Origin of the sequence: Microbacterium paulum, from assembly GCF_015707995.1 — a bacterium.
GTDB classification, from domain to species: domain Bacteria; phylum Actinomycetota; class Actinomycetes; order Actinomycetales; family Microbacteriaceae; genus Microbacterium; species Microbacterium paulum.
In genome coordinates this window covers 25,339-46,624 of sequence record NZ_JAAGRY010000015.1, presented here as the reverse complement: position 1 = coordinate 46,624, position 21,286 = coordinate 25,339, and the positions used below count along the sequence as shown (strand labels likewise).

The 21,286-nt window shown below is 72.3% G+C and carries 17 protein-coding genes; 16 read left to right on the top strand and 1 reads right to left on the bottom strand.

The annotated features are described in order from the left end of the window. Positions 1-99 precede the first annotated feature (99 nt). The 13 genes from glgX (at position 100) to G3N18_RS05440 (ending at position 17,540) form a co-directional block, all read left to right on the top strand. Positions 100-2,310, top strand: a complete 2,211-nt coding sequence (glgX, locus tag G3N18_RS05500) for a glycogen debranching protein GlgX (RefSeq protein ID WP_196383307.1) — start codon at positions 100-102, stop codon at positions 2,308-2,310. 5 nt (positions 2,311-2,315) lie between these two features. Next, a complete protein-coding gene (gene treY, locus G3N18_RS05495; RefSeq protein ID WP_196383295.1) occupies positions 2,316-4,796 on the top strand; it encodes a malto-oligosyltrehalose synthase in 2,481 nt (826 codons plus the stop codon). A gap of 153 nt (positions 4,797-4,949) precedes the next feature. Continuing rightward, positions 4,950-6,605 (top strand): TIGR04028 family ABC transporter substrate-binding protein, encoded by a 1,656-nt coding sequence (locus G3N18_RS05490; protein ID WP_196383294.1) that lies wholly within the window; start codon positions 4,950-4,952, stop codon positions 6,603-6,605. A gap of 6 nt (positions 6,606-6,611) precedes the next feature. Continuing rightward, positions 6,612-7,676, top strand: coding sequence for an ABC transporter permease (locus G3N18_RS05485; RefSeq protein WP_230403913.1), 1,065 nt, complete (start codon positions 6,612-6,614; stop codon positions 7,674-7,676). Further along, positions 7,673-8,611, top strand: coding sequence for an ABC transporter permease (locus G3N18_RS05480; RefSeq protein WP_230403911.1), 939 nt, complete (start codon positions 7,673-7,675; stop codon positions 8,609-8,611). Before G3N18_RS05485 ends, G3N18_RS05480 begins: the two co-directional genes overlap by 4 nt. Continuing rightward, entirely contained in the window at positions 8,608-10,317 is a 1,710-nt protein-coding gene (locus G3N18_RS05475) for a dipeptide ABC transporter ATP-binding protein (RefSeq protein ID WP_196383293.1), read from the top strand. The genes G3N18_RS05480 and G3N18_RS05475 overlap by 4 nt, the downstream gene beginning before the upstream one ends. After that, complete coding sequence (locus G3N18_RS05470; RefSeq protein ID WP_196383292.1) at positions 10,314-11,402, top strand: putative FMN-dependent luciferase-like monooxygenase; 1,089 nt, start codon at positions 10,314-10,316, stop codon at positions 11,400-11,402. The genes G3N18_RS05475 and G3N18_RS05470 overlap by 4 nt, the downstream gene beginning before the upstream one ends. Continuing rightward, positions 11,399-12,085 (top strand): CMD domain protein, encoded by a 687-nt coding sequence (locus G3N18_RS05465; RefSeq protein WP_196383291.1) that lies wholly within the window; start codon positions 11,399-11,401, stop codon positions 12,083-12,085. The genes G3N18_RS05470 and G3N18_RS05465 overlap by 4 nt, the downstream gene beginning before the upstream one ends. Before the next feature lies 1 nt (position 12,086). Beyond that, positions 12,087-12,701, top strand: coding sequence for an alkylhydroperoxidase domain protein (locus tag G3N18_RS05460; RefSeq protein WP_196383290.1), 615 nt, complete (start codon positions 12,087-12,089; stop codon positions 12,699-12,701). A 43-nt stretch (positions 12,702-12,744) separates the two neighbouring features. After that, positions 12,745-13,392 (top strand): VOC family protein, encoded by a 648-nt coding sequence (locus G3N18_RS05455; protein ID WP_196383289.1) that lies wholly within the window; start codon positions 12,745-12,747, stop codon positions 13,390-13,392. Positions 13,393-13,409: 17 nt separating this feature from the next. Further along, positions 13,410-14,720 (top strand): amidohydrolase, encoded by a 1,311-nt coding sequence (locus G3N18_RS05450; protein WP_338038300.1) that lies wholly within the window; start codon positions 13,410-13,412, stop codon positions 14,718-14,720. Between the two features lie 214 nt (positions 14,721-14,934). Further along, positions 14,935-16,722, top strand: coding sequence for a malto-oligosyltrehalose trehalohydrolase (gene treZ / locus G3N18_RS05445; RefSeq protein ID WP_196383288.1), 1,788 nt, complete (start codon positions 14,935-14,937; stop codon positions 16,720-16,722). Then, on the top strand, positions 16,719-17,540 hold the full coding sequence (locus G3N18_RS05440) for a tryptophan-rich sensory protein (protein WP_196383287.1): 822 nt from the start codon (positions 16,719-16,721) through the stop codon (positions 17,538-17,540). Before treZ ends, G3N18_RS05440 begins: the two co-directional genes overlap by 4 nt. A gap of 17 nt (positions 17,541-17,557) precedes the next feature. Here G3N18_RS05440 and G3N18_RS05435 read toward each other — a convergent pair whose 3' ends face one another. Beyond that, positions 17,558-18,283 (bottom strand): glutamine amidotransferase-related protein, encoded by a 726-nt coding sequence (locus G3N18_RS05435; protein ID WP_196383286.1) that lies wholly within the window; start codon positions 18,281-18,283, stop codon positions 17,558-17,560. A 95-nt stretch (positions 18,284-18,378) separates the two neighbouring features. Here G3N18_RS05435 and G3N18_RS05430 point away from each other — a divergent pair, with 95 nt between their 5' ends. From G3N18_RS05430 to G3N18_RS05420, 3 genes are all read left to right on the top strand, one after another. Then, entirely contained in the window at positions 18,379-19,008 is a 630-nt protein-coding gene (locus tag G3N18_RS05430) for an RNA polymerase sigma factor (RefSeq protein ID WP_196383285.1), read from the top strand. Beyond that, positions 18,998-19,498, top strand: a complete 501-nt coding sequence (locus G3N18_RS05425) for a hypothetical protein (RefSeq protein ID WP_196383284.1) — start codon at positions 18,998-19,000, stop codon at positions 19,496-19,498. The genes G3N18_RS05430 and G3N18_RS05425 overlap by 11 nt, the downstream gene beginning before the upstream one ends. A gap of 73 nt (positions 19,499-19,571) precedes the next feature. Then, positions 19,572-21,254 (top strand): S8/S53 family peptidase, encoded by a 1,683-nt coding sequence (locus tag G3N18_RS05420; protein ID WP_196383283.1) that lies wholly within the window; start codon positions 19,572-19,574, stop codon positions 21,252-21,254. Positions 21,255-21,286 lie beyond the last annotated feature (32 nt).

The window sequence follows — 21,286 nt, the reverse complement described above, 5'->3', positions numbered from 1 at the left end:
CGGAGCGGCGGCGTCCAGCCCGCGGAGGCGATATCTCCCGGACACATCCAGACCCTAGGCTGAGGGCGTCACAACCGACGAAGGCCAGGGGAGATGCACATGCAGGTTTGGCCAGGATCCGCGTACCCCCTCGGGGCGACCTTCGATGGCGGCGGCACGAACTTCGCGCTGTTCAGCGAACGCGCCGAGAAAGTCGAGCTGTGCCTGTTCGGCGACCGCGGGAAGGAGACCCGCGTCGAGCTGCGCGATGTCGACGCGCACGTCTGGCACGCGTACCTGCCGACCGTGCAGCCCGGGCAGCGCTACGGCTACCGCGTGTACGGGCCCAACGATCCCGAGAACGGGCAGCGGTTCAACCCGCACAAGCTGCTGCTCGACCCGTACGCCAAGGCCGTCGATGGCCAGGTCGAGTGGGGCCAGTCGGTGTTCGGCTACGACTTCGGCGATCCCGACTCGCGCAACGACGACGACTCCGCGAAGGCGATGATGAAGGGCGTCGTGATCAACCCGTTCTTCGACTGGGCGGGTGACCGGCAGCCGAAGACGCCCTACGCCGAGAGCGTCATCTACGAGGCGCACGTGAAGGGCCTCACCGAGCGGCATCCGGACATTCCGGAGGAGATCCGCGGGACGTACAGCGCGATCGCGCATCCGGTCATCATCGAGCACCTCAAGCGGATCGGCGTGACGGCGATCGAGCTCATGCCGGTGCACCAGTTCGTCAACGACTCGACGCTGCAGGAGAAAGGGCTGTCGAACTACTGGGGCTACAACACGATCGCCTTCCTCGCACCGCAGAACACCTACTCCTCGGCCGGCCAGCTGGGCCAGCAGGTGCAGGAGTTCAAGGGGATGGTGCGGGCTCTGCACGCGGCAGGCATCGAGGTCATCCTCGACGTCGTGTACAACCACACCGCCGAAGGCAACCACCTGGGCCCGACCCTGTCGATGCGCGGCATCGACAACGAGGCCTACTACCGCCTCGACGAGACCGACAAGCGCTATTACACGGACTACACCGGCACGGGCAACAGCATGAACGTCGGCAACCCGCACACGCTGCAGCTCATCATGGACTCGCTGCGGTACTGGGTGCTCGAGATGCACGTCGACGGCTTCCGGTTCGACCTCGCGGCCACCCTCGCCCGCGAGTTCTACGAGGTCGATCGCCTCGCCGCCTTCTTCGAGATCGTGCAGCAGGACCCGGTGATCAGCCAGGTGAAGCTCATCGCCGAGCCGTGGGACCTCGGCCCCGGCGGCTACCAGGTGGGCAACTTCCCCCCGCAGTGGACGGAGTGGAACGGCAAGTACCGCGACACCGTGCGCGACTTCTGGCGCGGCGAGCCCTCGACCCTCGGTGAGTTCGCGTCGCGGCTGACCGGGTCGGCCGATCTCTACGAGCACGACGGGCGGCGGCCCGTGGCATCCATCAACTTCGTCACCGCCCACGACGGCTTCACGCTGCGCGACCTCGTGTCGTACAACGAGAAGCACAACGAGGCCAACGGCGAAGACAACAACGACGGCGAATCGCACAACCGCTCGTGGAACTGCGGTGTCGAAGGCCCGACCGACGACCAGGGCGTGCTCGCGCTGCGCGCCCGCCAGCAGCGGAACTTCCTCGCGACGCTGCTGCTCAGCCAGGGCGTCCCGATGATCGCGCACGGCGACGAACTCGGCCGCACGCAGGGCGGCAACAACAACGGCTACGCGCAGGACAACGAGATCACGTGGGTCGACTGGGAGCACATCGACCAGCCGCTCATCGAGTTCACCGCCGCCCTGGCCCGCCTGCGCCGCGAGCACCCGACGTTCCGGCGCAGCCGCTTCTTCAACGGGCGGCCGGTGCACCGCGAGGCGGGGGCGCCCGTCCCCGACATCGCGTGGCTGCGGCCCGACGGCACCGAGATGCAGCCGGATGACTGGGAGTCGGGCTTCGGGCGCGCGATCGGGGTGTTCTTGAACGGCGACGGCATCCGCGAGCGGGATCGGCGGGGCCAGGAGATCCACGATCAGCACTTCTTCGTGCTGTTCAACGCCGGCGACGACGACGTGCAGTTCACGATCCCGAAGGCGGAGTTCAGCCCCGAATGGGAAGTGCTCGTCGACACGGCGGGTCAGCGCACGGACAAGGCGCCACTGCGCGGCGGCGACGTGGTTGACGTCGCAGCGCGATCGCTCATGGTGCTGTGTGAGCACGAACCGGACGTGCCTGAGGTCGACCACTCGGTCGCCGCCTCGCTCACGGCGCTGACAACGCCCATCGACATCGTTCCCGCTCCCGCCCCGCAAGCCGAACTGGCCCACTGATCCCCGTGAGCCCTCGACGGAAGAGTGCGCCCGCATCGACCTATCGCCTGCAGGTGCGCGCGGAGTTCGACCTGGATGCCGCGGCGGACGTCGTGCCGTACCTGCGCGACCTCGGCGTCGACTGGGCGTACCTGTCGCCGATCCTGCAGGCGACCGAGGGGTCGGACCACGGCTACGACGTCGTCGATCCCACCCGCGTGGATGCCTCGCGCGGCGGCCCCGAGGGCCTGGCCCGGTTCTCGGCCGCGGCCCGCGCGGCAGGCCTCGGCACGCTGGTCGACATCGTGCCGAACCACCAGGGTGTCGCCGCGCCGATGCAGAACCCGTGGTGGTGGGACGTGCTCACCTTCGGCCGCGCCTCGCGCCATGCCGAGTCATTCGACATCGACTGGGACCACGGCGACGGTCGCGTCGTGCTCCCGGTGCTCGGCGCCGAGCTCGACGAGGTGATCGCCGCGGGCGAAGTGACCGTCGCTCCGGCCGGCGCCCCGTTCGAGGGTGAGACGGATGCCGCGGCCGCGGTCGACCTCGACGCGTTCGGCACGGCCCGGTATTACGACCTGGTGCTGCCGCTCGCGCCGGGCACCGAGCCGCTGCACGTGACGAGCGATGCGGCGGGCGTGCGCGATGTGCTCGCGCGCCAGCATTGGACGCTCGCGTTCTGGCGTCGCGACGCCGAGGTGCTGAACTACCGGCGCTTTTTCACCGTGACCTCGCTCGCCGGGGTGCGGGTGGAGCTGCCCGACGTGTTCGACGCGAGCCACACCGAGGTGCTGCGGTGGGTGCGCGAGGGGCTCGTCGACGGCCTGCGCATCGACCACCCCGACGGCCTCGCCGACCCTGGCGGCTACCTCGACCGCCTCGCCGCCGAGGCGACGCGCGCCGCCGCCGAGGGCGCCGCCGCCGGCGTTGCCCCCGGCGCCGACCTTGCACCGGGCGCCCCGGCGCGCCGCCCCTACCTCGCGATCGAGAAGATCCTCGAGCCGGGCGAGCAGCTGCCGGGCTGGTGGACCACCGACGGCACGACCGGGTACGACGCGCTCGGCGAGATCGACCGCGTGCTCATCGACCCGGCCGGCGAGGCGCCCCTCACCGACCTCGACACGGCGCTGCGTGGGGCGCCGCAGGCCTGGGCCGAGCTCATCGCGACGACCAAGCGCGAGATCGCCGACACCTCGCAGGCCGCCGAAGTGGGCCGGCTGGTGCGCACCCTCCCGGAGTCCGTCCGCGCGCAGCTCGGCGACGCGGTCGCGCGCGACGCGCTCGCCGCATTGCTCGCCGCCTTCCCGGTCTACCGCGCGTATCTGCCCGCAGGGACCGAGCACGTCGCGCACGCCGCGACCGAGGCATCCACCCGTCGCCCCGACCTCTCCGACGCGATCGCCGCGCTCGCACCGCTCGCCGCCGAGGCGGGCACCGAGTTCTCTCGCCGGTTCATGCAGACGACCGGGCCGGTCATGGCCAAGGGCGTCGAAGACCGCGCGTTCTACCGCTACAGCCGTCTCACCTCGCTGACCGAGGTCGGCGGCGATCCCGCGCACTTCGCCGCCACGGTCGCCGATCTGCACGAGGCGTTCGCGCGCCGGCAGGCGGCGTGGCCGCACGCCCTCACCGCCCTGACGACGCACGACACCAAGCGCTCCGAAGACACCCGTGCGCGCCTCGCGGTGCTCGCCGAGCTCCCCGAGCGCTGGGCCGCCGTGCTCGGCGAACTGCGCGCCGCCGCGTCGACCGGTGACGGACCGCTCGACAACCTGCTGTGGCAGGCCGTCGTCGGCGCGTGGGTGCCGGGCGCCGACCTCGGCGACCGCCTGCACGCCTACGCCGAGAAGGCCGCCCGCGAAGGCGGGGTCGGCACGACGTGGGAAGACCCGGATGCCTCGTTCGAGGCCCGCGTGCGCGGCCTCGTCGACGCCGCGGTGGGCCACGCCCGCCCCCTCGTGGAACGCTTCGTCGCCGAGATCGCGGCCCCCGGCCGCTCGAACGGTCTCGCCGCGAAGCTGCTGCAGCTCGCCGGCCCCGGCGTGCCCGACGTGTACCAGGGCACCGAGCTCTGGGACCACTCGCTCGTCGACCCCGACAACCGCCGGCTCGTCGACATCGACGTGCGCCGCGCCCTCCTCGCCCGCATCGACGAAGGGTGGATGCCTGAGGTCGACGACACGGGTGCGGCCAAGCTGCTGCTCGTGACCCGGGCGCTGCGGCTGCGCCGCGACCGGCCCGAGCTGTTCGCGCGCTACGCCCCGCTGCCGGTGGTCGGTGCGGCACGCGAGCACGCGCTCGCGTTCGACCGCGGCGGCGTGATCGCCGTCGCGACGCGCCTGCCCGTGGGTCTTGCCGCGCGCGGCGGCTGGGGCGACACCGCGGTGCTCGTGCCCACCGGCGACTGGCGCGACGAACTGACCGGCGCCGAGGTCAGCGGTGGTCTCGTGCCGCTCGCGACGCTGCTCGACCGCTACCCGGTCGCCCTCCTCGCCCGGGTCTGACGCGCGCCCCGGCGCGGCGGTTTGTGACGTTCCGTGACGCACCGTAACGAACGGTGACCTCCGGCTGGTGCCCGGGTGGAGCGCGTGGTGGGCTGAGGCATCCCGCACACCGCAGCGCGCGCCCGCAAGGGCCGCGCAGTCCAGGAGACACCCATGTCCCGCTTCACCCGCACGGCGCTCGCGGGGGCATTCGCCCTCGCCGCCCTCGCCCTCATCACCGGCTGCGCCTCGGGCGCCGGCACACCCGCCGCCTCTGAGTCCGACGCCGCGCCGCAGCAGGGCGGCACGCTCACCTATCTCGAGCCGCAGACCTGGACGACGCTGTATCCGCCGTCGGCCGGCTTCTACCCGAACGGGGGTCTCGTGAACAACATCACCGACCGCCTGCTCTACCAGAACCCCGAGACGCTCGAACTCGAACCGTGGATCGCGACCGACTACACGGTCAACGACGACGCCACCGAGTACACCTTCGATCTGCGCCAGGGGGTCACCTACTCCGACGGCACCCCGCTCACCGCGGCGAACGTCGTGAAGAACATCGACCTCTACGGCAAGGGCGACAAAGACCGGGCCCTGCCCGTCTCTGAGGCGATCAACAACTACGACCACGGCGAGGTCGTCGACGACGACACGGTGGTCTTCCACTTCACCGCCCCCTCGCCCGGATTCGCCCAGGCGGTCTCGACGATCAACTCGGGCCTGCTGTCGGATGCCACGCTCGACCGCGCGAGCGAAGGCTTCGGCCCCGGCAACGCGACCGACATCATCGGCAGCGGCCCGTTCGTGATCTCGGGCGAAGAGATCGGCACGAAGACCTCGGTCACCGCGCGCAAGGACTACGACTGGGCACCGGCATCGCTCAAGCACCAGGGCGCGGCCTACCTCGACGGCGTCGACTACGTCGTCGCGGCCGAGAACAGCGTGCGCGTGGGCACCGTCGTCGCCGGCCAGGCCGACATCGCCCGGAACATCCCCGCTCCCGACGAGGCGCAGTTCGCGGCATCCGGCCTGTCGCTGCACGCCGCCGCCACGAACGGCGTCAACAACGGGCTGAGTTTCCGCTTCCGCGAACCCCGCCTCGAAGACGTGCGCGTGCGCCAGGCGATCATCGCGGGTATCGACCGGCAGCAGATCGTCGACACGCTCTTCACCGCCAACTACCCGCTCGCGACCGGTGCGCTCGCCAAGACTGCGCTCGGCTACGTCGACACCTCCGAGTACTACACGTACGACCCCGACAAGGCCGCGAAGCTGCTCGACGAGGCCGGTTGGACGCTCGGCAGCGACGGCACGCGCCAGAAAGACGGCGAGAAGCTGTCGCTCACCTTCAACGAGGCACTGCCGCAGCCGCGGTCGAAAGAGGTCGTGACGCTGATCCAGGAGCAGCTGGGCAAGCTCGGCATCGAGGTGTCGCTGTTCGCCGGCGACATGGCCGCACAGACGAAGGCCTCGACCGACCAGTCGACGATCCAGGTGTACCACTCGATGGTCGGCCGCGCTGACTTCGACGTGCTGAAGTCGCAGTACTACTCGAAGAACCGCAATACGCTGCTGAACCTCAACCCGGCCGACCAGACCATCGGCGACCCCGAGCTCGACACGCTGCTGCTCGCGATCGCCTCCGAGCCGACGACCGACGAGCGTCAGGCGGCCTCCGAGGCGTCGCAGAGGTACCTGGCCGAGAACGCCTACATCCTGCCGATCTTCGAAGAGCCGCAGGTGTTCGGCCTCACCTCGAAGGTGCACGGTTTCGAGACCGAGTCGGTCGGACGTCCCTCGTTCTACTCGACCTGGCTGGTGGGCTGACCCTTCATGGCGTACGTCCTCCGTCGTGTGGGCCAGGCGATCCTCGTGCTCGTCCTGGCCTACACGGCGGCCTATCTTCTGCTGGCGGCGCTGCCGGGCGACGCGATCATCGCGCGCTACGCGAGCCCCGAGCTCGGTCTCACCCCTGAGCAGATCCAGGCGATCCGCGAGTCGCTCGGCGCCGACCAGCCCCTGATCGTGCAGTACGCGCGCTCGATCGCCGGGTTCCTCACCGGCGACTTCGGCTACTCGGTCGCGAGCGGTGCGTCGGTGTCGGACCTGATCGCGACGGCGCTGCCGCCGACCCTCACCCTCGCGGTGCTCGGGCTCATGCTCGCGGTGCTCCTCGCCGTGACGATCGCCTTCACCGCCACCTACGGCGCCACACAGCCGCTGCGCCGGGTGTTCCGTGGCATCCCGCCGCTGTTCGTCTCGCTGCCGGTGTTCTGGATCGGCATCATCCTCATCCAGATCTTCTCGTTCCGCCTCGGCTGGGTGCCGGTGATCGGCGCCGATCCGGTGCAGGCGCTGATCCTGCCCGTGATCACCCTCGCGATCCCGATCGCCGCTCCCCTCGCCCAGGTGCTGATGCGCTCGATCGACGAGGTGCGCGAGCAGCCGTTCGTGACCGTCGTGCGCGCCCGTGGCGCCTCGACCTCGTGGTTGCTGTGGAGAAACGTCGCCCGGAACGCGATGCTCCCGACCCTCACGATGGCGGGGCTGCTGTTCGGTGAGCTCGTCGGCGGCGCCGTCGTGACCGAGACGGTGTTCGCGCGCGCCGGCATCGGCCAGCTCACCGCGCAGGCCGTCGCCAACCGCGACACCCCGGTGCTCCTGGCCGTCGTCGTGATCTCGACGGTCGCCTTCGTCGTGATCAATCTGATCGTCGACCTGCTCTACCCCGTGCTCGACGCGCGGCTGCGGGGCCCCGGCCGGGCGCGCGGGAATGCCCCCACGACCGTGGCCAGCGAGCTGACCTCGGCGTCTGAACTCGACGGCGACGTGCCCGCCACCCAGCCCGACCTGGCCGCGGTCGTCACCGCCGGCCTCTCAGACGGAGACCCGCGATGACCCTTGCCGCCCCCGACGCCTCCGCCCGCCTGACGACGCCCGCCCGCGCGTCCGGCGCTCAGCCCGGCGCCGGCGCCCAGACCGGAGCCAGCGACGGTGCGCGCTCGGGTCGACCGGGTCGCGAAGGTCGCGCGGGCCGCGCGCTCGGTCGCCTCGGCTTCATCGTGCCGGTGCTGGTCATCGTGCTCGCCCTCGCGTGGGCGCTCTTTCCAGCGCTGTTCACCGGGCAGAGCCCGACCGAGACGGTCGCGCCGTCGTTGCAGGCGCCGAGCGCCGAGCACTGGTTCGGCACGGATGCCACGGGCCGCGACCTCTACGCCCGCGTCGTCTACGGGGCGTCGCAGTCGATCATCGGGGCCCTCGTCGCGGTACTCGTCGGCCTCATCGTCGGTACCGCGATCGGGCTCGCGGCCGGAGCGCTCGGCGGCGCGGTCGACGAGGTGCTCATGCGCGTCGTCGACGTGCTGCTCGCAATCCCCGCGCTGCTGCTGTCGCTGAGCGTCGTGATCCTCCTCGGCTTCGGCACGACGAGCGCGGCGATCGCCGTCGGTGTCACCTCGATCGCGGTGTTCGCCCGCCTCGCGCGCTCCCGCGTGGTGAGCGTGCGCGTCACCGATTTCGTCGAGGCGGCGTACGGCTCGGGCGGCACGTTCTTCGGCGTGCTGTGGCGGCACATCCTGCCCAATTCGCTCACCCCCGTCATCGCGCTCGCCGCGCTGCAGTTCGGCTCGGCCATTCTGCAGATCTCGACCCTCGGCTTTCTCGGCTACGGCGCCCCGCCGCCGACCCCCGAGTGGGGCCTGCTCATCGCCGAGGGTCGCAACTACGTCGCGACCGCGTGGTGGCTGACGGTGCTCCCGGGTATCGTCGTCGTCCTGGTCGTGCTCGCCACCAACCGCCTCAGCCAGGCGCTGCGGGGAGGGGATGCCTCGTGAGCGACACCACGCGCGCACCACTGCTGTCGATCCGCGACCTCGCGGTGCAGTACCGCACCCGCAGCGGCCCGGTCGACGCCGTCCGCGGCGTCTCGTTCGACGTCGAGGCGGGTGCTGTCACAGCGCTCGTCGGCGAATCGGGGTCGGGCAAGACCACGGTCGCCCAGTCGGTCATCGGCCTGCTCGCCTCGAACGGGCACGTCTCGTCGGGCAGCATCCGCCTGAACGAGCGCACCGACGGCCTCACCGATCTCGTCGGACTGCCGGAGCGGCGCTGGCGGCACCTGCGCGGCCGTTGCATCGCGCTCATCCCGCAAGACCCCGGCAACTCGCTCAACCCCGTCGCCACGATCGGGTGGAGCGTCGGCGAATCGCTGCGCATCCACGGCTGGAAGAGCAGCGCCAAGATCCAGGCGCGGGTCATCGATCTGCTGGAGCGCGTGGGGATCGACGACCCCGAGGCGCGCGCCCGGCAGTATCCGCACGAGCTGTCGGGCGGGATGCGCCAGCGGGTGCTGATCGCCGCCGCGCTCGCGCTCGAACCCGAGCTGATCATCGCCGACGAACCCACGAGCGCCCTCGACGTCACGGTGCAGCGCACCGTGCTCGACCTGCTCGACGACCTGCGGGCCGAGTCGGGCACCGGCATCCTGTTCATCACCCACGATCTCGCCGTCGCGGCCGACCGCTCCGACCAGATCGTCGTCATGCGCGGGGGACTCGTGCAAGAGCAGGGGGCGACGCGCGCCGTGCTCGCCGCCCCCGCCTCCGACTACACCCGCACACTGCTCGCCGACGCGCCCTCGCTCGCCCGGGTCGTCGAGCGCGTGGCGCCGGATGCCTCGGCATCCACAGCCCGCACCGACGCGCTCGTCGAGGTCACGGCACTCACGCAGGAGTTCCGGCGCCCCGGCCGTTCTCCATTGCTCGCCGTCGACGACGTGTCGTTCACGGTCGCGCGCGGCACGACGCACGCCCTCGTCGGCGAGTCGGGGTCGGGAAAGACGACCACGGGGCGCTCGATCGCCGGGTTCAACCGGCCGACGAGCGGCACGATCCGGGTGGGTGAGACCGACGTCACGGCGCTGCGCTCGGCGGCCGAGCGGCGACGGCTGCACCGCCACACGCAGCTCGTGTACCAGAACCCGTACGCCTCGCTCGATCCACGTCAGCGCATCGCCGACATCCTCGCCGAGCCGCTCCGGAACTTCGGGGTCGGCACGCGCGCCGACCGGGCCGACAGGGTCGCGCACCACCTCGAACTGGTCTCGCTCGCGCCCGAGATCGCGTCGAGGCATCCGCGTGAACTCTCCGGCGGGCAGCGCCAGCGGGTCGCGATCGCGCGGGCGCTCATCGTCGAACCCGAACTCGTCGTGCTCGACGAGGCCGTCTCGGCGCTCGACGTGACCGTGCAGGCGCAGATCCTGCGGCTGCTCGCCCGGCTGCAAGAAGAGCTGGGCCTCACGTACGTGTTCATCTCGCACGATCTCGCCGTGGTGCGGCAGATCTCCGACACGGTGTCGGTGCTGCAGCGCGGACGCCAGGTCGAATACGGCACGGCGCAGGCCGTGTTCGAGCGCCCCCAGCACGCCTACACGCGCCAGCTGCTCGCCGCGATCCCGGGGGCGTCGCTGCGCGGCGACGCTGCCGGACGCGGCGGCGCGACCCCCGACCCCGAACGCTCATCAGAAGAGGTGCACGCATGACCGGCCCCCGACTCGGGTTCTTCACCCGCCTGCTCGAAGACGCGCCCGCCGCCGACCGCTACCGCTTCGCGCTCGAGCAGATCGAGCAGGCCGAGCGCAGTGGCTTCGCCTCGGCGTGGGTCGCGCAGCACCACTTCGGCGAGCATGAGGGCGGCCTGCCGTCGCCGTTCGTGCTGCTCGCCGCGGCGGCCGAGCGCACGTCGCGCATCGCGCTGGCCACGGGAGTGGTCACGCTGCCGATCGACGACCCGCTGCGGGTCGCCGAAGACGCCGTCGTGCTCGATCAGCTGAGCGGCGGGCGGGTGCAGCTCGGCCTCGCGACGGGCGGCACGCCGTCGTCGTTCACGGCGTTCGGGCGTGAGTCGGACCGTCGGCGCGAGATCTTCGCCGAGCACTTCGAGGTGCTGCTCGATGCGCTGGGCGGTCGTGGCATCCGCGGCACCGCCTCGCAGATCTACCCGGCCGCGGGCGACCTCGGCGAGCGCATCTGGCAGGCGACGTTCTCGGCCGACGGCGGCCGGCGGGCGGGTGAGCGCGGCGACGGGCTGCTGCTCTCGCGCACGCAGCCGAGGCCGGCGGATGCCCCGGGCGCACCCCTGCACGAGTTGCAGCTGCCGATCATCGACGCCTACCGCGCGGCGCTGCCGGACGGCGCCCCGGTGCGCGTGCTGGCGTCGCGGACCGCCCTCGTCGTCGATCCCGAGAACCGCACGCGCGCGCTCGAACTGGCCGACGCGGGCCTGCGCGACCTCGCCCGCTCGATGTTCGGGCTCGACACCGACGGTCTTTCGATCGACGAGCTCGTGCGCATCACCGACACCCACGTCGGCACGGTCGACGAGGTCGTTGCCTCGCTCGCCGCCGACGAGACGCTGCACGCCGCGACCGACGTGTCGTTCCAGGTGCACTCGATCGCCGCGACCCACGAGCTGACGCTGCGCTCGCTGCAGCTACTCGGCGACGAGGTCGCGCCGCGCCTGGGCTTCGCCACCGGTCCCGACGCGGCCGAAGCGCTGCGCCGTGCTCACCTTCCGCTCGCCGGCGCCCACGCCGGCTCCGCCACCCCCTCGGGAGAGAACGCATGACCACCGCATCCGCCGACATCATCGACCTGCTCGCCGGCCTGACCTCCGGCGGCGAGCGCGGCGTCGCGCTCGCCGCCGTGCGCGACGAGCGCCCGCAGGCGCGCGAGAACGCGCAGCGCAGCTTCGAGGCGCTGCTCGAACCCGCCGCCCCCGGCACCTTCCCGCTCGCCGAGCGCTACGCCGTCGCCGCCTACGTCGCGCAGCTCCACGCCTTCGACACCGCGACCGCCTTCTACGGCGACCTGCTCGGCGACGAAGAGCCCGCGCTCGTCGCTCCGGTCGCCGCGGCTGCCGCGGCGAGTGCCACGTCGGGCCCGTACGGTCTGTATCGCGAGCCGGCCCTCGCCGGCGAGTCGGTCGAGGGGCTGCGCTGGACGCCGGATGCCGAGGCATCCGCCGCTCTCGGCGAACGGCTCGCCACGGCGCTCGCGCACGCGCACCTGCTCGTCTTCCGCCCCCGCGAGGCGCGGGCAGAGGCCCTGCAGGCCCTCGTGGAAGCCGGGTGGTCGGCCGACGACATCGTGTCGCTCTCTCAGCTGGTCGCGTTCCTCACGTTCCAGCTGCGGGTGGCGTGGGGGCTGCGCGTGCTCGCCGCGGCCGGGTCCGCGGCATCCGCTTCTGTCGCGTCTGCCGTTGTTTCTGCCGCCGCTGCGCCGGCATCCGTTGTCGTCGGAGGAGTCTGACATGACCGCGATCGTCACCGAATACGACGAGCTCGCCCGCCCCGAGGCGTTCACGCAGCGCGGGCTCGGCTGGGTGCCGTGGCTCGCGCCCGTCGCCGAAGACGACCTCACCGACCTGCAGCGCGACGCGCTGATCGAGCCCGCGCGCGCGAAGATGCCGTACTTCCGGCTGCTCGCGCGCGACCCCGAGGCTCTGCGCGCCCGCACCCTCACCGACCTCGACATCTTCTTCAACGTCACCGGGGGCATCGGCCGCGCCGAGCGCGAGCTCGCCGCCGCGGCGACCTCGCGGCTCAACGGCTGCGTCTTCTGCGCGTCGGTGCACGCTGCCGCCGCGACCCGGGAATCGGGGCGCGAGGCCGACGTGCAGCGACTGCTCGACGAAGGCGTGGCGGCAGACCTCGGCGACGAGACCTGGAACGCGGTCGTCGCCGCGTCGGTCGCGCTCGCCGAGACCCCGCTCGATTTCGGTGTGGCCGAGATCGAGCGCCTGCGCGCCGCGGGGCTCGGCGACGCCGAGATCGTCGACGTGATCGGCGGCGCCGCATTCTTCAACTGGGCGAACAGGCTGATGCTCTCGCTCGGTGAACCCGAGGTCCCGGCGCGGCAGCGCTGAGCCCGCCCGCACCCTCGAACCCTCCCGACAGACAGGCATCCTCATGAGCATCCCCACCCTTCTCGACCACGTCGTCATCGCCGGGCCCGACCTCGCGGCCCTCGTCGACTGGTTCGCCGAACGCACCGGCGTGATCGCCGCGCCCGGCGGCGCGCACCCGACCGGAACCGCCAATGCACTGGTCGCCCTCACGGTCGACGGGCAGCGCGGCCCGCAGTACATCGAGCTGATCGGTCCGAACCCCGAGCGCCCCGAACCGGAGCTGCCCGCGACCTTCGGCACCTCGACGCTCGAGAGCCCGAGCGTGCAGGCCTATGCCGTGCACCCGGCCGACATCGAGGCGACCGTCGCCGCGGCGCGCGCCGGCGGCTACGACCCGGGCGACGTGAGCGATCTGTCGCGGCGCACGCCCGACGGCACGCTGCTCGAATGGCGCCTCACGCGCGGCGAGTCGCGCCGGCTCGACGTGCCGTTCCTCATCGACTGGGGCACGACCCCGCAGCCGGGGCTCAGCGACATCCCTTCGATCGAACTCGTCTCGCTCTCGCGCACCGAGCCCGACCCCGCGCCGCTTCAGGCCGTGCTCGGGGCATTCGGGCTGGGCGACGGAGTGGCCGAAGTCGTGGCGGGGCCCGAATCGGGCTTCCGCCTCACGCTGCGCCGCGCCGACGGCGAACTCGTCGAGGTGTGAGCGGGGTGGGCGCGGGCGTGGCGGGCACGGGTTTCGGCTCGGCCGCGGGGGTGGATGCCGGGTCTGCGAGTGCCGCCGCGGTGGATGCCGAGGTCGCGGCGACCCTCGAGGCGCTCCGCCCCGAGCTCACGCGACTCGTGCGCGAGTTGTACGACGAGCCCGAGATCGGCTTCGCCGAGCACCGGTCGGTCGCGCGCATCGCAGCGCTCCTCGCCGCGCATGGTGTGGACGTCGAGGTCGGCGCGTTCGGGCTCGAGACCGCGTTCCGGGCATCCGGGCATGAGGCGTCCGGGGCGGAGTCGTCGGCCGACGTATCCGAGTCCGAGGCATCCGGCCCGCATTTCGCGATCATCGCCGAGTACGACGCGCTGCCCGGGATCGGGCACGCGTGCGGGCACAACATCATCGCGGGGGTCGCGGTGGGCGCTTTTCTCGCGGCGGCGCCGATCGTCGCGCGCCTCGGCGGACGGCTGTCGCTCATCGGTACGCCTGCCGAAGAGAACGGCGGCGGCAAAGAGCTGATCATCCGCGCGGGCGGGTTCGACGACGTCGACGCGGCCGGCATGGTGCACCCGGGCGCGGGGTCGGGAACCGGCTCGGTGCTCGGCCAGCGCACGACCGGGGTGCGGCGTGTCGCCGTGACCTATCACGGCCGTGCCGCGTACGCCGCGGGGGCGCCGTGGCTCGGCCGCAACGCCCTCGATGGGGTCGTCACGGCCTATCTGGGGGTCGCGCAGCTGCGGCAGCACATCCTGCCGACCGACCGCATCCACGGCATCATCACCGACGGCGGCGCGGCGCCGAACATCGTGCCCGAGCGGGCCGCGGCGCTGTTCTACGTGCGCTCCGCCGACGTCGACGGGCTCCGCGACCTGACCGAACGGGTCGTCGCCGTGCTCGAGGGGGCGGCGCGCATCACCGGCACGCGCGCCGAGATCGACGTCGACCCGGTGCCGTCTTACCTGCCGCTCGAGACCAACGTCGCCTTCACCACCCGCTGGGCGCGGGCGTTCGCCGCGCGTGGACACGAGATTCCCGCCCCTCCCGCCGCGGTGCCGCAGGGCGGACCCTCGACCGACATGGGCAACGTCAGTCGCATCGTCCTGTCGATCCACCCCTCGCTCGGGCTCGGGGGCCCGGTCGGGGTCTTTCCGCACAACGCGGCCTTCGCCGATCTGACGGTGCTCCCGCCCGCCCTCGACGCCTTGATCGACGCCGCCGCAGCGCTCGCCGCGACCGCCGTCGACTACGTCGCCGATCCCGCCCTGCGCGCCGCCGCGGCGGCCGAGTTCGCCGCCTCCGGAGGCCCCTACCGCTGGGAGGGGTGAGGCGCCTCAGGTCTCTGCTGCCCTGCCCTGCTTCGCCGTTCCCGTTGTCTGACGTGCCGGGTTGTCGGCGCGTCTGGTTGCTACGGCGGCGGGTTGCGACGATAGGCGCCGACATTTTCGGGGCGGTGCTGGTGCGAGCCCGTGAGCACACCCACACAACAGGGCGAGGTCAAGGGGGTGCGCGGGGGCGCGGCGCGGGCGGCAGGATGGACGCATGACGATCGAGGTGTGGGCACCGCGCGCGGCGCGGGTGCGGCTGCGGCGACCGGGGCAGGCAGACGTCGAGCTCGACGCGAAGGATGCCGGGTGGTGGGCCACCTCGGTCGCGCTCGAGAGCGGCGACGAGTACGGGTTCGTGCTGGGCGACGGCGACACGGCGCGGCCCGACCCGCGGTCGCGGCGTCAGCCGCGCGGGGTGCACGAGCTGTCGGCGTGGGACGATCCGACCGACTTCGCGTGGACCGACGGCGAGTGGGCGGGGCGCGCCCTGGCATCCGGTCTCATCTACGAGCTGCACCTCGGCACCTTCACCCCCGAGGGCACGCTCGACGCGGCGATCGGCAAGCTGCCGCACCTCGTCGAACTGGGCGTAACGCATGTCGAGCTGCTGCCGGTCAACGGCTTCAACGGCACCCACAATTGGGGCTACGACGGCGTGCTCTGGTACACCGTGCAAGAGGACTACGGGGGGCCTGCGGCGTATCGGCGCTTCGTGGATGCCGCGCATGCGGCGGGCCTCGCGGTGATCCAAGACGTGGTGTACAACCACCTCGGGCCCTCGGGGAACTACCTGCCCGAGTACGGTCCCTATCTGCGCGACGGCCAGAACACCACGTGGGGCGCGAGCGTCAACCTCGACGAGCGCCCGGTGCGCGATTGCATCGTCGAGAATGCGCTCATGTGGCTGCGCGACCAGCACGTCGACGGGCTGCGGCTCGACGCGGTGCACGCGCTGCACGAGTCGGGGGAGCAGCCTGTGCACATCCTCGCCGAGTTGTCGGCGCGGGTCGACGCCCTCCAGGCCGAGCTCGGCCGCCCGCTGACCCTCATCGCCGAGAGCGACCTGAACGATCCGATCATGATCGCGCCGCGGGGCAGCGGCGGCTACGGCATCGACGCGCAGTGGGTCGATGACTGGCACCACGCCGTGCACGTCGCCCTCACGGGTGAGACGGCCGGCTACTACGCCGACTTCGCCGACCCGCAGGCGCTGCCCAAGACGTGGCACGGCGGCTTCTACCACGACGGCACGTGGTCGTCGTTCCGCGGCAAGAACTGGGGGGCGCCGGTGCCGGCGGGGGTGCCTTCGTGGCGGTTCATTGAGTTCGCGCAGGACCACGACCAGATCGGCAACCGCGCCGCCGGCGACCGGCTCAGCCAGACGCTGTCGATCGCCCGCCTGCAGGTCGCGGCGGTGCTGACGATGACCGCGCCGGGCACCCCCATGCTGTTCATGGGCGAGGAGTGGGGCGCGTCGACGCCGTGGCAGTTCTTCACGTCGCACCCCGAGCCCGAGCTCGCCGCGGCGACCCGTAAGGGGCGCACCGCCGAGTTCGCCGCGATGGGGTGGGACGAGTCGCTCGTGCCCGACCCGAACGACCCGGCGACCTTCGAGCGGTCGAAGCTCCACTGGGCCGAGGCGTCGGAGGGCGACCATCTCCGGCTCCTCGAGTGCTATCGCGCCCTCGCGCGACTGCGCCGCGAGCGCCCCGAACTCACCGACCCCGACCGCGCAGGGCAGACGGGCGAGCACGTCGGGCCGGGCCGCTGGGTGCTGCGGCGGGGCGAGGCATCCGTCTATGTGAACCTCTCTGGTGAAGCGTGGGATGTCGAGATCGGCGACGGGCAGGAGGTCTGGGTCGCGACGACCACGGCGCACGACGGGCCGGCGGAACAGGGGCCGCTGACACTCTCGGCCGACTCGGCCGCGGTGATCGGCCCGCGGCTGGCGCCCCGGCAGGCTGTCTCGCCGCGCGCGCGACACATACCGTTGACGGCATGAACCGCTCGGCGCCCACCGGATCAGACCTCGCCCGCCAGATCGTCGTCATCTCGGCGGTGGTGTTCATGATCATCGCCGCGATGGTCGGGGTGGGCCTGTTCGGCGGCACGAATGTGCGCGACCTGCAGGGCGGGGCGCTCGATGCGGATGCCACGGTGCTCGCGCCGGGCCGGTCGGCGTTCTCGATCTGGTCGGTGATCTACATCCTGATGATCGCCTACGCCGTGTGGCAGGCGCTGCCCGGGCAGCGGGCACGCGATCGCCAACGCCGTGCCGGGTGGTGGATCGCCCTGACCGCGGTGTTGAACGGCGGCTGGCTGCTTGCGGCGCAGTTCCTGACCCTCCCCGCCACGGTCATCGCGATCGTCGTCTTGCTCGCGGCGCTCGCCGCGACGTACCGCCTGCTCGTGATCGTGCCCGCCGCCGGGTGGGGCGATCGACTGCTGATGGATGTCACCGTCGGCATCCATCTCGGCTGGGTGTCGCTCGCGACCGTCGCGAACGTGACCGCGTGGCTCGCCGCCGACGTCGTACCCGCCGTCGACGAGCGCACGCAGGTGCTGTGGGGCGTGATCTTGCTTATCGTCGTGGCGCTGGTCGGTGTCGGCATCGCCGTCGGAACCCGCGGCGCCGGGCTCGTGACGCGGCTCGCGCCGGCCCTCGCGATGGCGTGGGGCCTCTTCTGGATCGGCGTCGCCCGCCTCACCGGCGAGCCGCACACGGTCGGCGTCGCCGTGACCGCGTTCGTGGTCGCCGCGGTGATCGTCGTGGCGCCGTTCGTACGCGTGCCCGCACGCACGCCCGCCGCCCTGCGCTGAGGCGCCGCCCGCCCGCCTCAGAAAGTCTCGGCGAAGGCGCGGAGGATGCGCGGGGGCTCGCTCAGCGAGGCGGCGAGCACGCGCGCGGCGATCGCGTCGTAGTCGCCGCGGTCGAAGTAGCCGTCGTCGCGGTAGACGGCCATGCGCTCGGTGAAGGCGCGCCCCGTCGGCTCGGGGTGGAACTGGGTCGCGTAGAGGGTGTCGCCGACGCGGTACGCCTGCACGGGGCATCCGTCGTTCTCGGCGAGCAGCACCGCTCCGGCGGGGAGAGTTCCGGTGCCCTCTTTGTGCGCCGTCAGGGCGGTGAAGGTGGTCGCGAGCGCGCCGAACAGCCGGTCGCGGCGCCCATCGGCGGTCAGGGTGATCGCGGCCGGACCGGTGTCTTCGGGGTAGGCGCGGGTGACCTCGCCGCCGAGCGCCCGGGTCGCCACGCCGATGCCGTAACACGTGAAAAGCGCGGCCGTCTCGCCGGAAGCCGCGGCCAGCGCGAGCCGGGCGAGGCCCTCTTCGAGCGCGCGCTGCGCATCGGTCTTGCTCGACTCGGGGTCGCTGACGTTGTAGGGACTGCCCCCGACGACCGCGCCGCGCCAGCGCGTCGCGAAGTCGGCCGGCAGAGGGTCTCGCACGAGGTCCCACCGCTCGAGACCGCTCTCGTCGAGGCGCATCGCCGTGCGGAGCGACTCGTACTCGGCGGCGGCCGCGCCCTGCTGCGGGCGGGCGCACAGGTACACGAGCGGGGCCATGCCGACGAGTCTAAAGCGGTCGCGCCCCGGGCACGTCCCGTCATGTATCACCGGGCCTCTCGCCTGCTCCTTCAGGTATGGCCAGAATGGGCGCTATGACCGCCGCCGATCACCGGCCCCCGCACGACGCGGAGGGCTCGGGCGCCGCGCCGACCCTCTGGGACCGCGCCGCAACGAGCTTCGCCCGCTGGCAGCGCGGCGACCGCCGTGCGATGGACGAGCTCGTGCGCCTGATGACGCCGGTGCTGTGGCACGTCGTGCGTGCGTACGGCCTCGAGCGCATGCTGGCCGAAGACGTCGTGCAGGCGACGTGGATGACGTTCGTGCGGCGGCACGAGTCGATCCACGATCCGCACGCGGTCGGCGCGTGGCTCACGATGTGCGCACGCCGCGAAGCGTGGCGCAGCGGCCGTGCGCACCAGCGCGTGCGGGCCACCGACACGGTCGATCTCGAACCGCTGCTCGAGGCCGATGCGTCGGCTGAGGAGCGCGTGCACCAGGCCGAGCGCGACCGGCGGCTGTGGGCGGCGGTCGAGATGTTGGATGCCCGGTGCCGGCGCCTGCTGCGCATCATCGCCTTCGAGGAGCGGCCCGACTACGCGCACATCGCGCGAGACCTGGCCATGCCGATCGGCTCGATCGGCCCCACCCGCGGCCGCTGCCTCGGCAAGCTGCGCACCGCCCTCGCGGCGGACGGATGGAGAGGAGAGGCCCATGACCTCTGACCCCCGCACCCCCGGCGCGGCGCCGCACGATGCGGCCGATGACGCCGCCCTGTTCGCGGCGCTCCGGCGCACGTGGCAGCACGTCGATCCGGTGCCCGCGGGGCTGATCGACGACGTGGTCGCCGCCGTCGCGAGCGCCGACCTCGGTCGCGAATACGCCCTGCTCACCCTCGTCGTCAGCGACGCGACCTCGGCCGTGCGCGGCGACGCCGACATGCTCACGATGCAGTTCAGCGACGGGCAGACGAACGTGCTCGTGCACATCACGCCCGCCGAGCGCGACGCCCGGCGCCTCGACGGCTGGGTCGACGGAGACGTCGCCGACGTGCGTCTCGTGCAGGAGGGCATCGAACGGCACACCGCCTCGGACGGTGGACGGTTCGCGTTCGACGACGTCGCCCCGGGCATCGCGCGCCTGCGTGTGCTGCTCTCGGCGCCGCCCGCGGCCGGCGGCTCGACCGAACTGCTGACCCCGCGCTTCGAAATCTGACGCACCGCCCGGCATCCACGACCCGGCGCCCACGACCCGGCATCCACCGCCCGGCATCCACTGAGGAGCACGCATGGCCACCGACGACGTCGACCTCACCGCCCAGCCGAGGGGCTGGTCGTGGCGCGACCGGGCCCGCGGGTCGGTCGTGCGCGCCACGATCCTCGACCCCGGCACCGAACCGCTCGACGGCGTCGAGGCCTTCGCGACCGCGTACGTGCCCGACCGGCTGCTCATGTCGGACGGCGGCGACGCGTCGCTCGGCGAGCGCAACGTCGACCGCGTGCGGGAGGCCGCGGCGGTCTTCGGGTGGGGCGTCGTGCGCGAACGCCTCGACGGCACGCGCCTCGGCGCCCAAGAGGTGCCCGAGCGGCAGCTGCCGGGCGCACCCGTCATCACCCGCGTGCGTCTGACGACCCCCGAGCGCGCCGACGCCGTGTCGCCCGCCCTGCCCGACGCGTGGCGGGTGCTGCAGCAGGTGCGCCGGGGAGTGCTCGGCGATCCCGAGCGGCCTCGTCGCGACCCCGAGGCGCCGCGGCGCGGTGCGAGGAACGCGGATGCCGGTGCCGCGCTCCGTGCCGCCGGCGTCGACCGCATCGGGCTCGACCACATCCTCACGATCGATCCCATCGGCATCAATCCGTTCACGAAGACCAACCCCTTCACGAAGACGAACCCCTTCACGAAGACCAACCCGTTCACCAAGACGAACCCGTTCACGAAGACCAACCCGGTGGGCGAGTACGGCGACTGCGGGTCGGGCGGTCGGCAGCCCGTGGCGTGGGTGGGGCCCGCGCCGGTGCGCAGCGACCCGGCGAGCGGGTGCCGCCGCCCCGTCGTGGCGGTGCTCGACACGGGCATCGGCGCGCACGCGTGGCTGCCCGACGGGCTCGTCGACCGCGACGTGCGGCTCGACGGCGTGCCGGTGGGGCTCGACGACGACGCGAATCCCGAGGTGTACCCCGACCTGTACGGACCGCTCGACGGCGAACTCGACCCGGTCGCCGGTCACGGCACGTTCATCGCCGGCATCGTGCGCCAGATCGCGCCCGACGCCGACCTGCTCGCCGTGCGCGTCGCCGACGCCCTGGGGGTGGTCGAAGAGTCGATGCTGCTGCGGGTGATCGAAGACCTCGGCGTGCTCGTGCAGCGTCACCGGGAGGGGCGCGACGACGGCCGGCCGATCGACGTCGTGAACCTCTCGCTCGGCTACTACCACGAGACCCCCGAAGACGGCCTCTACACGAAAGACCTCTTCGACCTGCTCGCCGTGCTGCGCCGGCTCGGGACGACGGTCGTCGTGTCGGCGGGCAACGACGCGACCGACCGCCCGACCTTCCCCGCCTCGCTCTGGCCGTGGCCGGGCTCCGACAACGGGCTCGCCCCCGACGGCCTCGCCCCGCACCTCTCGGTCGGCGCATTGAACCCCGACGCGCGCACGACGGCGCTCTTCTCCAACGTCGGACCGTGGGTGCGCACCTACGCCATCGGCGCGGCCGTGCTCAGCACGCTGCCCGCCTTCACGGGTGGGCTTCAAGCCTCGGCGCGCGACGATCGGTACCACCGACGGCGGCTCACGATCGCCCCGGAGGACTATCGCGGCGGGTTTGCGGTGTGGAGCGGCACGTCGTTCTCCGCCCCTCTCGTAGCCGGGCTCGTGGCGGCACGGCTCTCGCCCGCCGAGAAGGAGGCGGTGGCGGATGCCGTGACCGCCGCGCAGGGCGCCGCCGACGCGGTGCTCGCGACACTCGACTGATCCACCTGCCGCCCTACCGCGCCGTCGGGTGC

Bases quoted from the DNA above. Each gene is read 5' to 3' on its own strand.
- glgX (WP_196383307.1), top strand. From the start codon at position 100: ATGCAGGTTTGGCCAGGATCCGCGTACCCCCTCGGGGCGACCTTCGAT.
- G3N18_RS05490 (WP_196383294.1), top strand. From the start codon at position 4,950: ATGTCCCGCTTCACCCGCACGGCGCTCGCGGGGGCATTCGCCCTCGCC.
- G3N18_RS05485 (WP_230403913.1), top strand. From the start codon at position 6,612: ATGGCGTACGTCCTCCGTCGTGTGGGCCAGGCGATCCTCGTGCTCGTC.
- G3N18_RS05480 (WP_230403911.1), top strand. From the start codon at position 7,673: ATGACCCTTGCCGCCCCCGACGCCTCCGCCCGCCTGACGACGCCCGCC.
- G3N18_RS05470 (WP_196383292.1), top strand. From the start codon at position 10,314: ATGACCGGCCCCCGACTCGGGTTCTTCACCCGCCTGCTCGAAGACGCG.
- G3N18_RS05465 (WP_196383291.1), top strand. From the start codon at position 11,399: ATGACCACCGCATCCGCCGACATCATCGACCTGCTCGCCGGCCTGACC.
- G3N18_RS05460 (WP_196383290.1), top strand. From the start codon at position 12,087: ATGACCGCGATCGTCACCGAATACGACGAGCTCGCCCGCCCCGAGGCG.
- G3N18_RS05455 (WP_196383289.1), top strand. From the start codon at position 12,745: ATGAGCATCCCCACCCTTCTCGACCACGTCGTCATCGCCGGGCCCGAC.
- treZ (WP_196383288.1), top strand. From the start codon at position 14,935: ATGACGATCGAGGTGTGGGCACCGCGCGCGGCGCGGGTGCGGCTGCGG.
- G3N18_RS05440 (WP_196383287.1), top strand. From the start codon at position 16,719: ATGAACCGCTCGGCGCCCACCGGATCAGACCTCGCCCGCCAGATCGTC.
- G3N18_RS05435 (WP_196383286.1), bottom strand. From the start codon at position 18,283: ATGGCCCCGCTCGTGTACCTGTGCGCCCGCCCGCAGCAGGGCGCGGCC.
- G3N18_RS05430 (WP_196383285.1), top strand. From the start codon at position 18,379: ATGACCGCCGCCGATCACCGGCCCCCGCACGACGCGGAGGGCTCGGGC.
- G3N18_RS05425 (WP_196383284.1), top strand. From the start codon at position 18,998: ATGACCTCTGACCCCCGCACCCCCGGCGCGGCGCCGCACGATGCGGCC.
- G3N18_RS05420 (WP_196383283.1), top strand. From the start codon at position 19,572: ATGGCCACCGACGACGTCGACCTCACCGCCCAGCCGAGGGGCTGGTCG.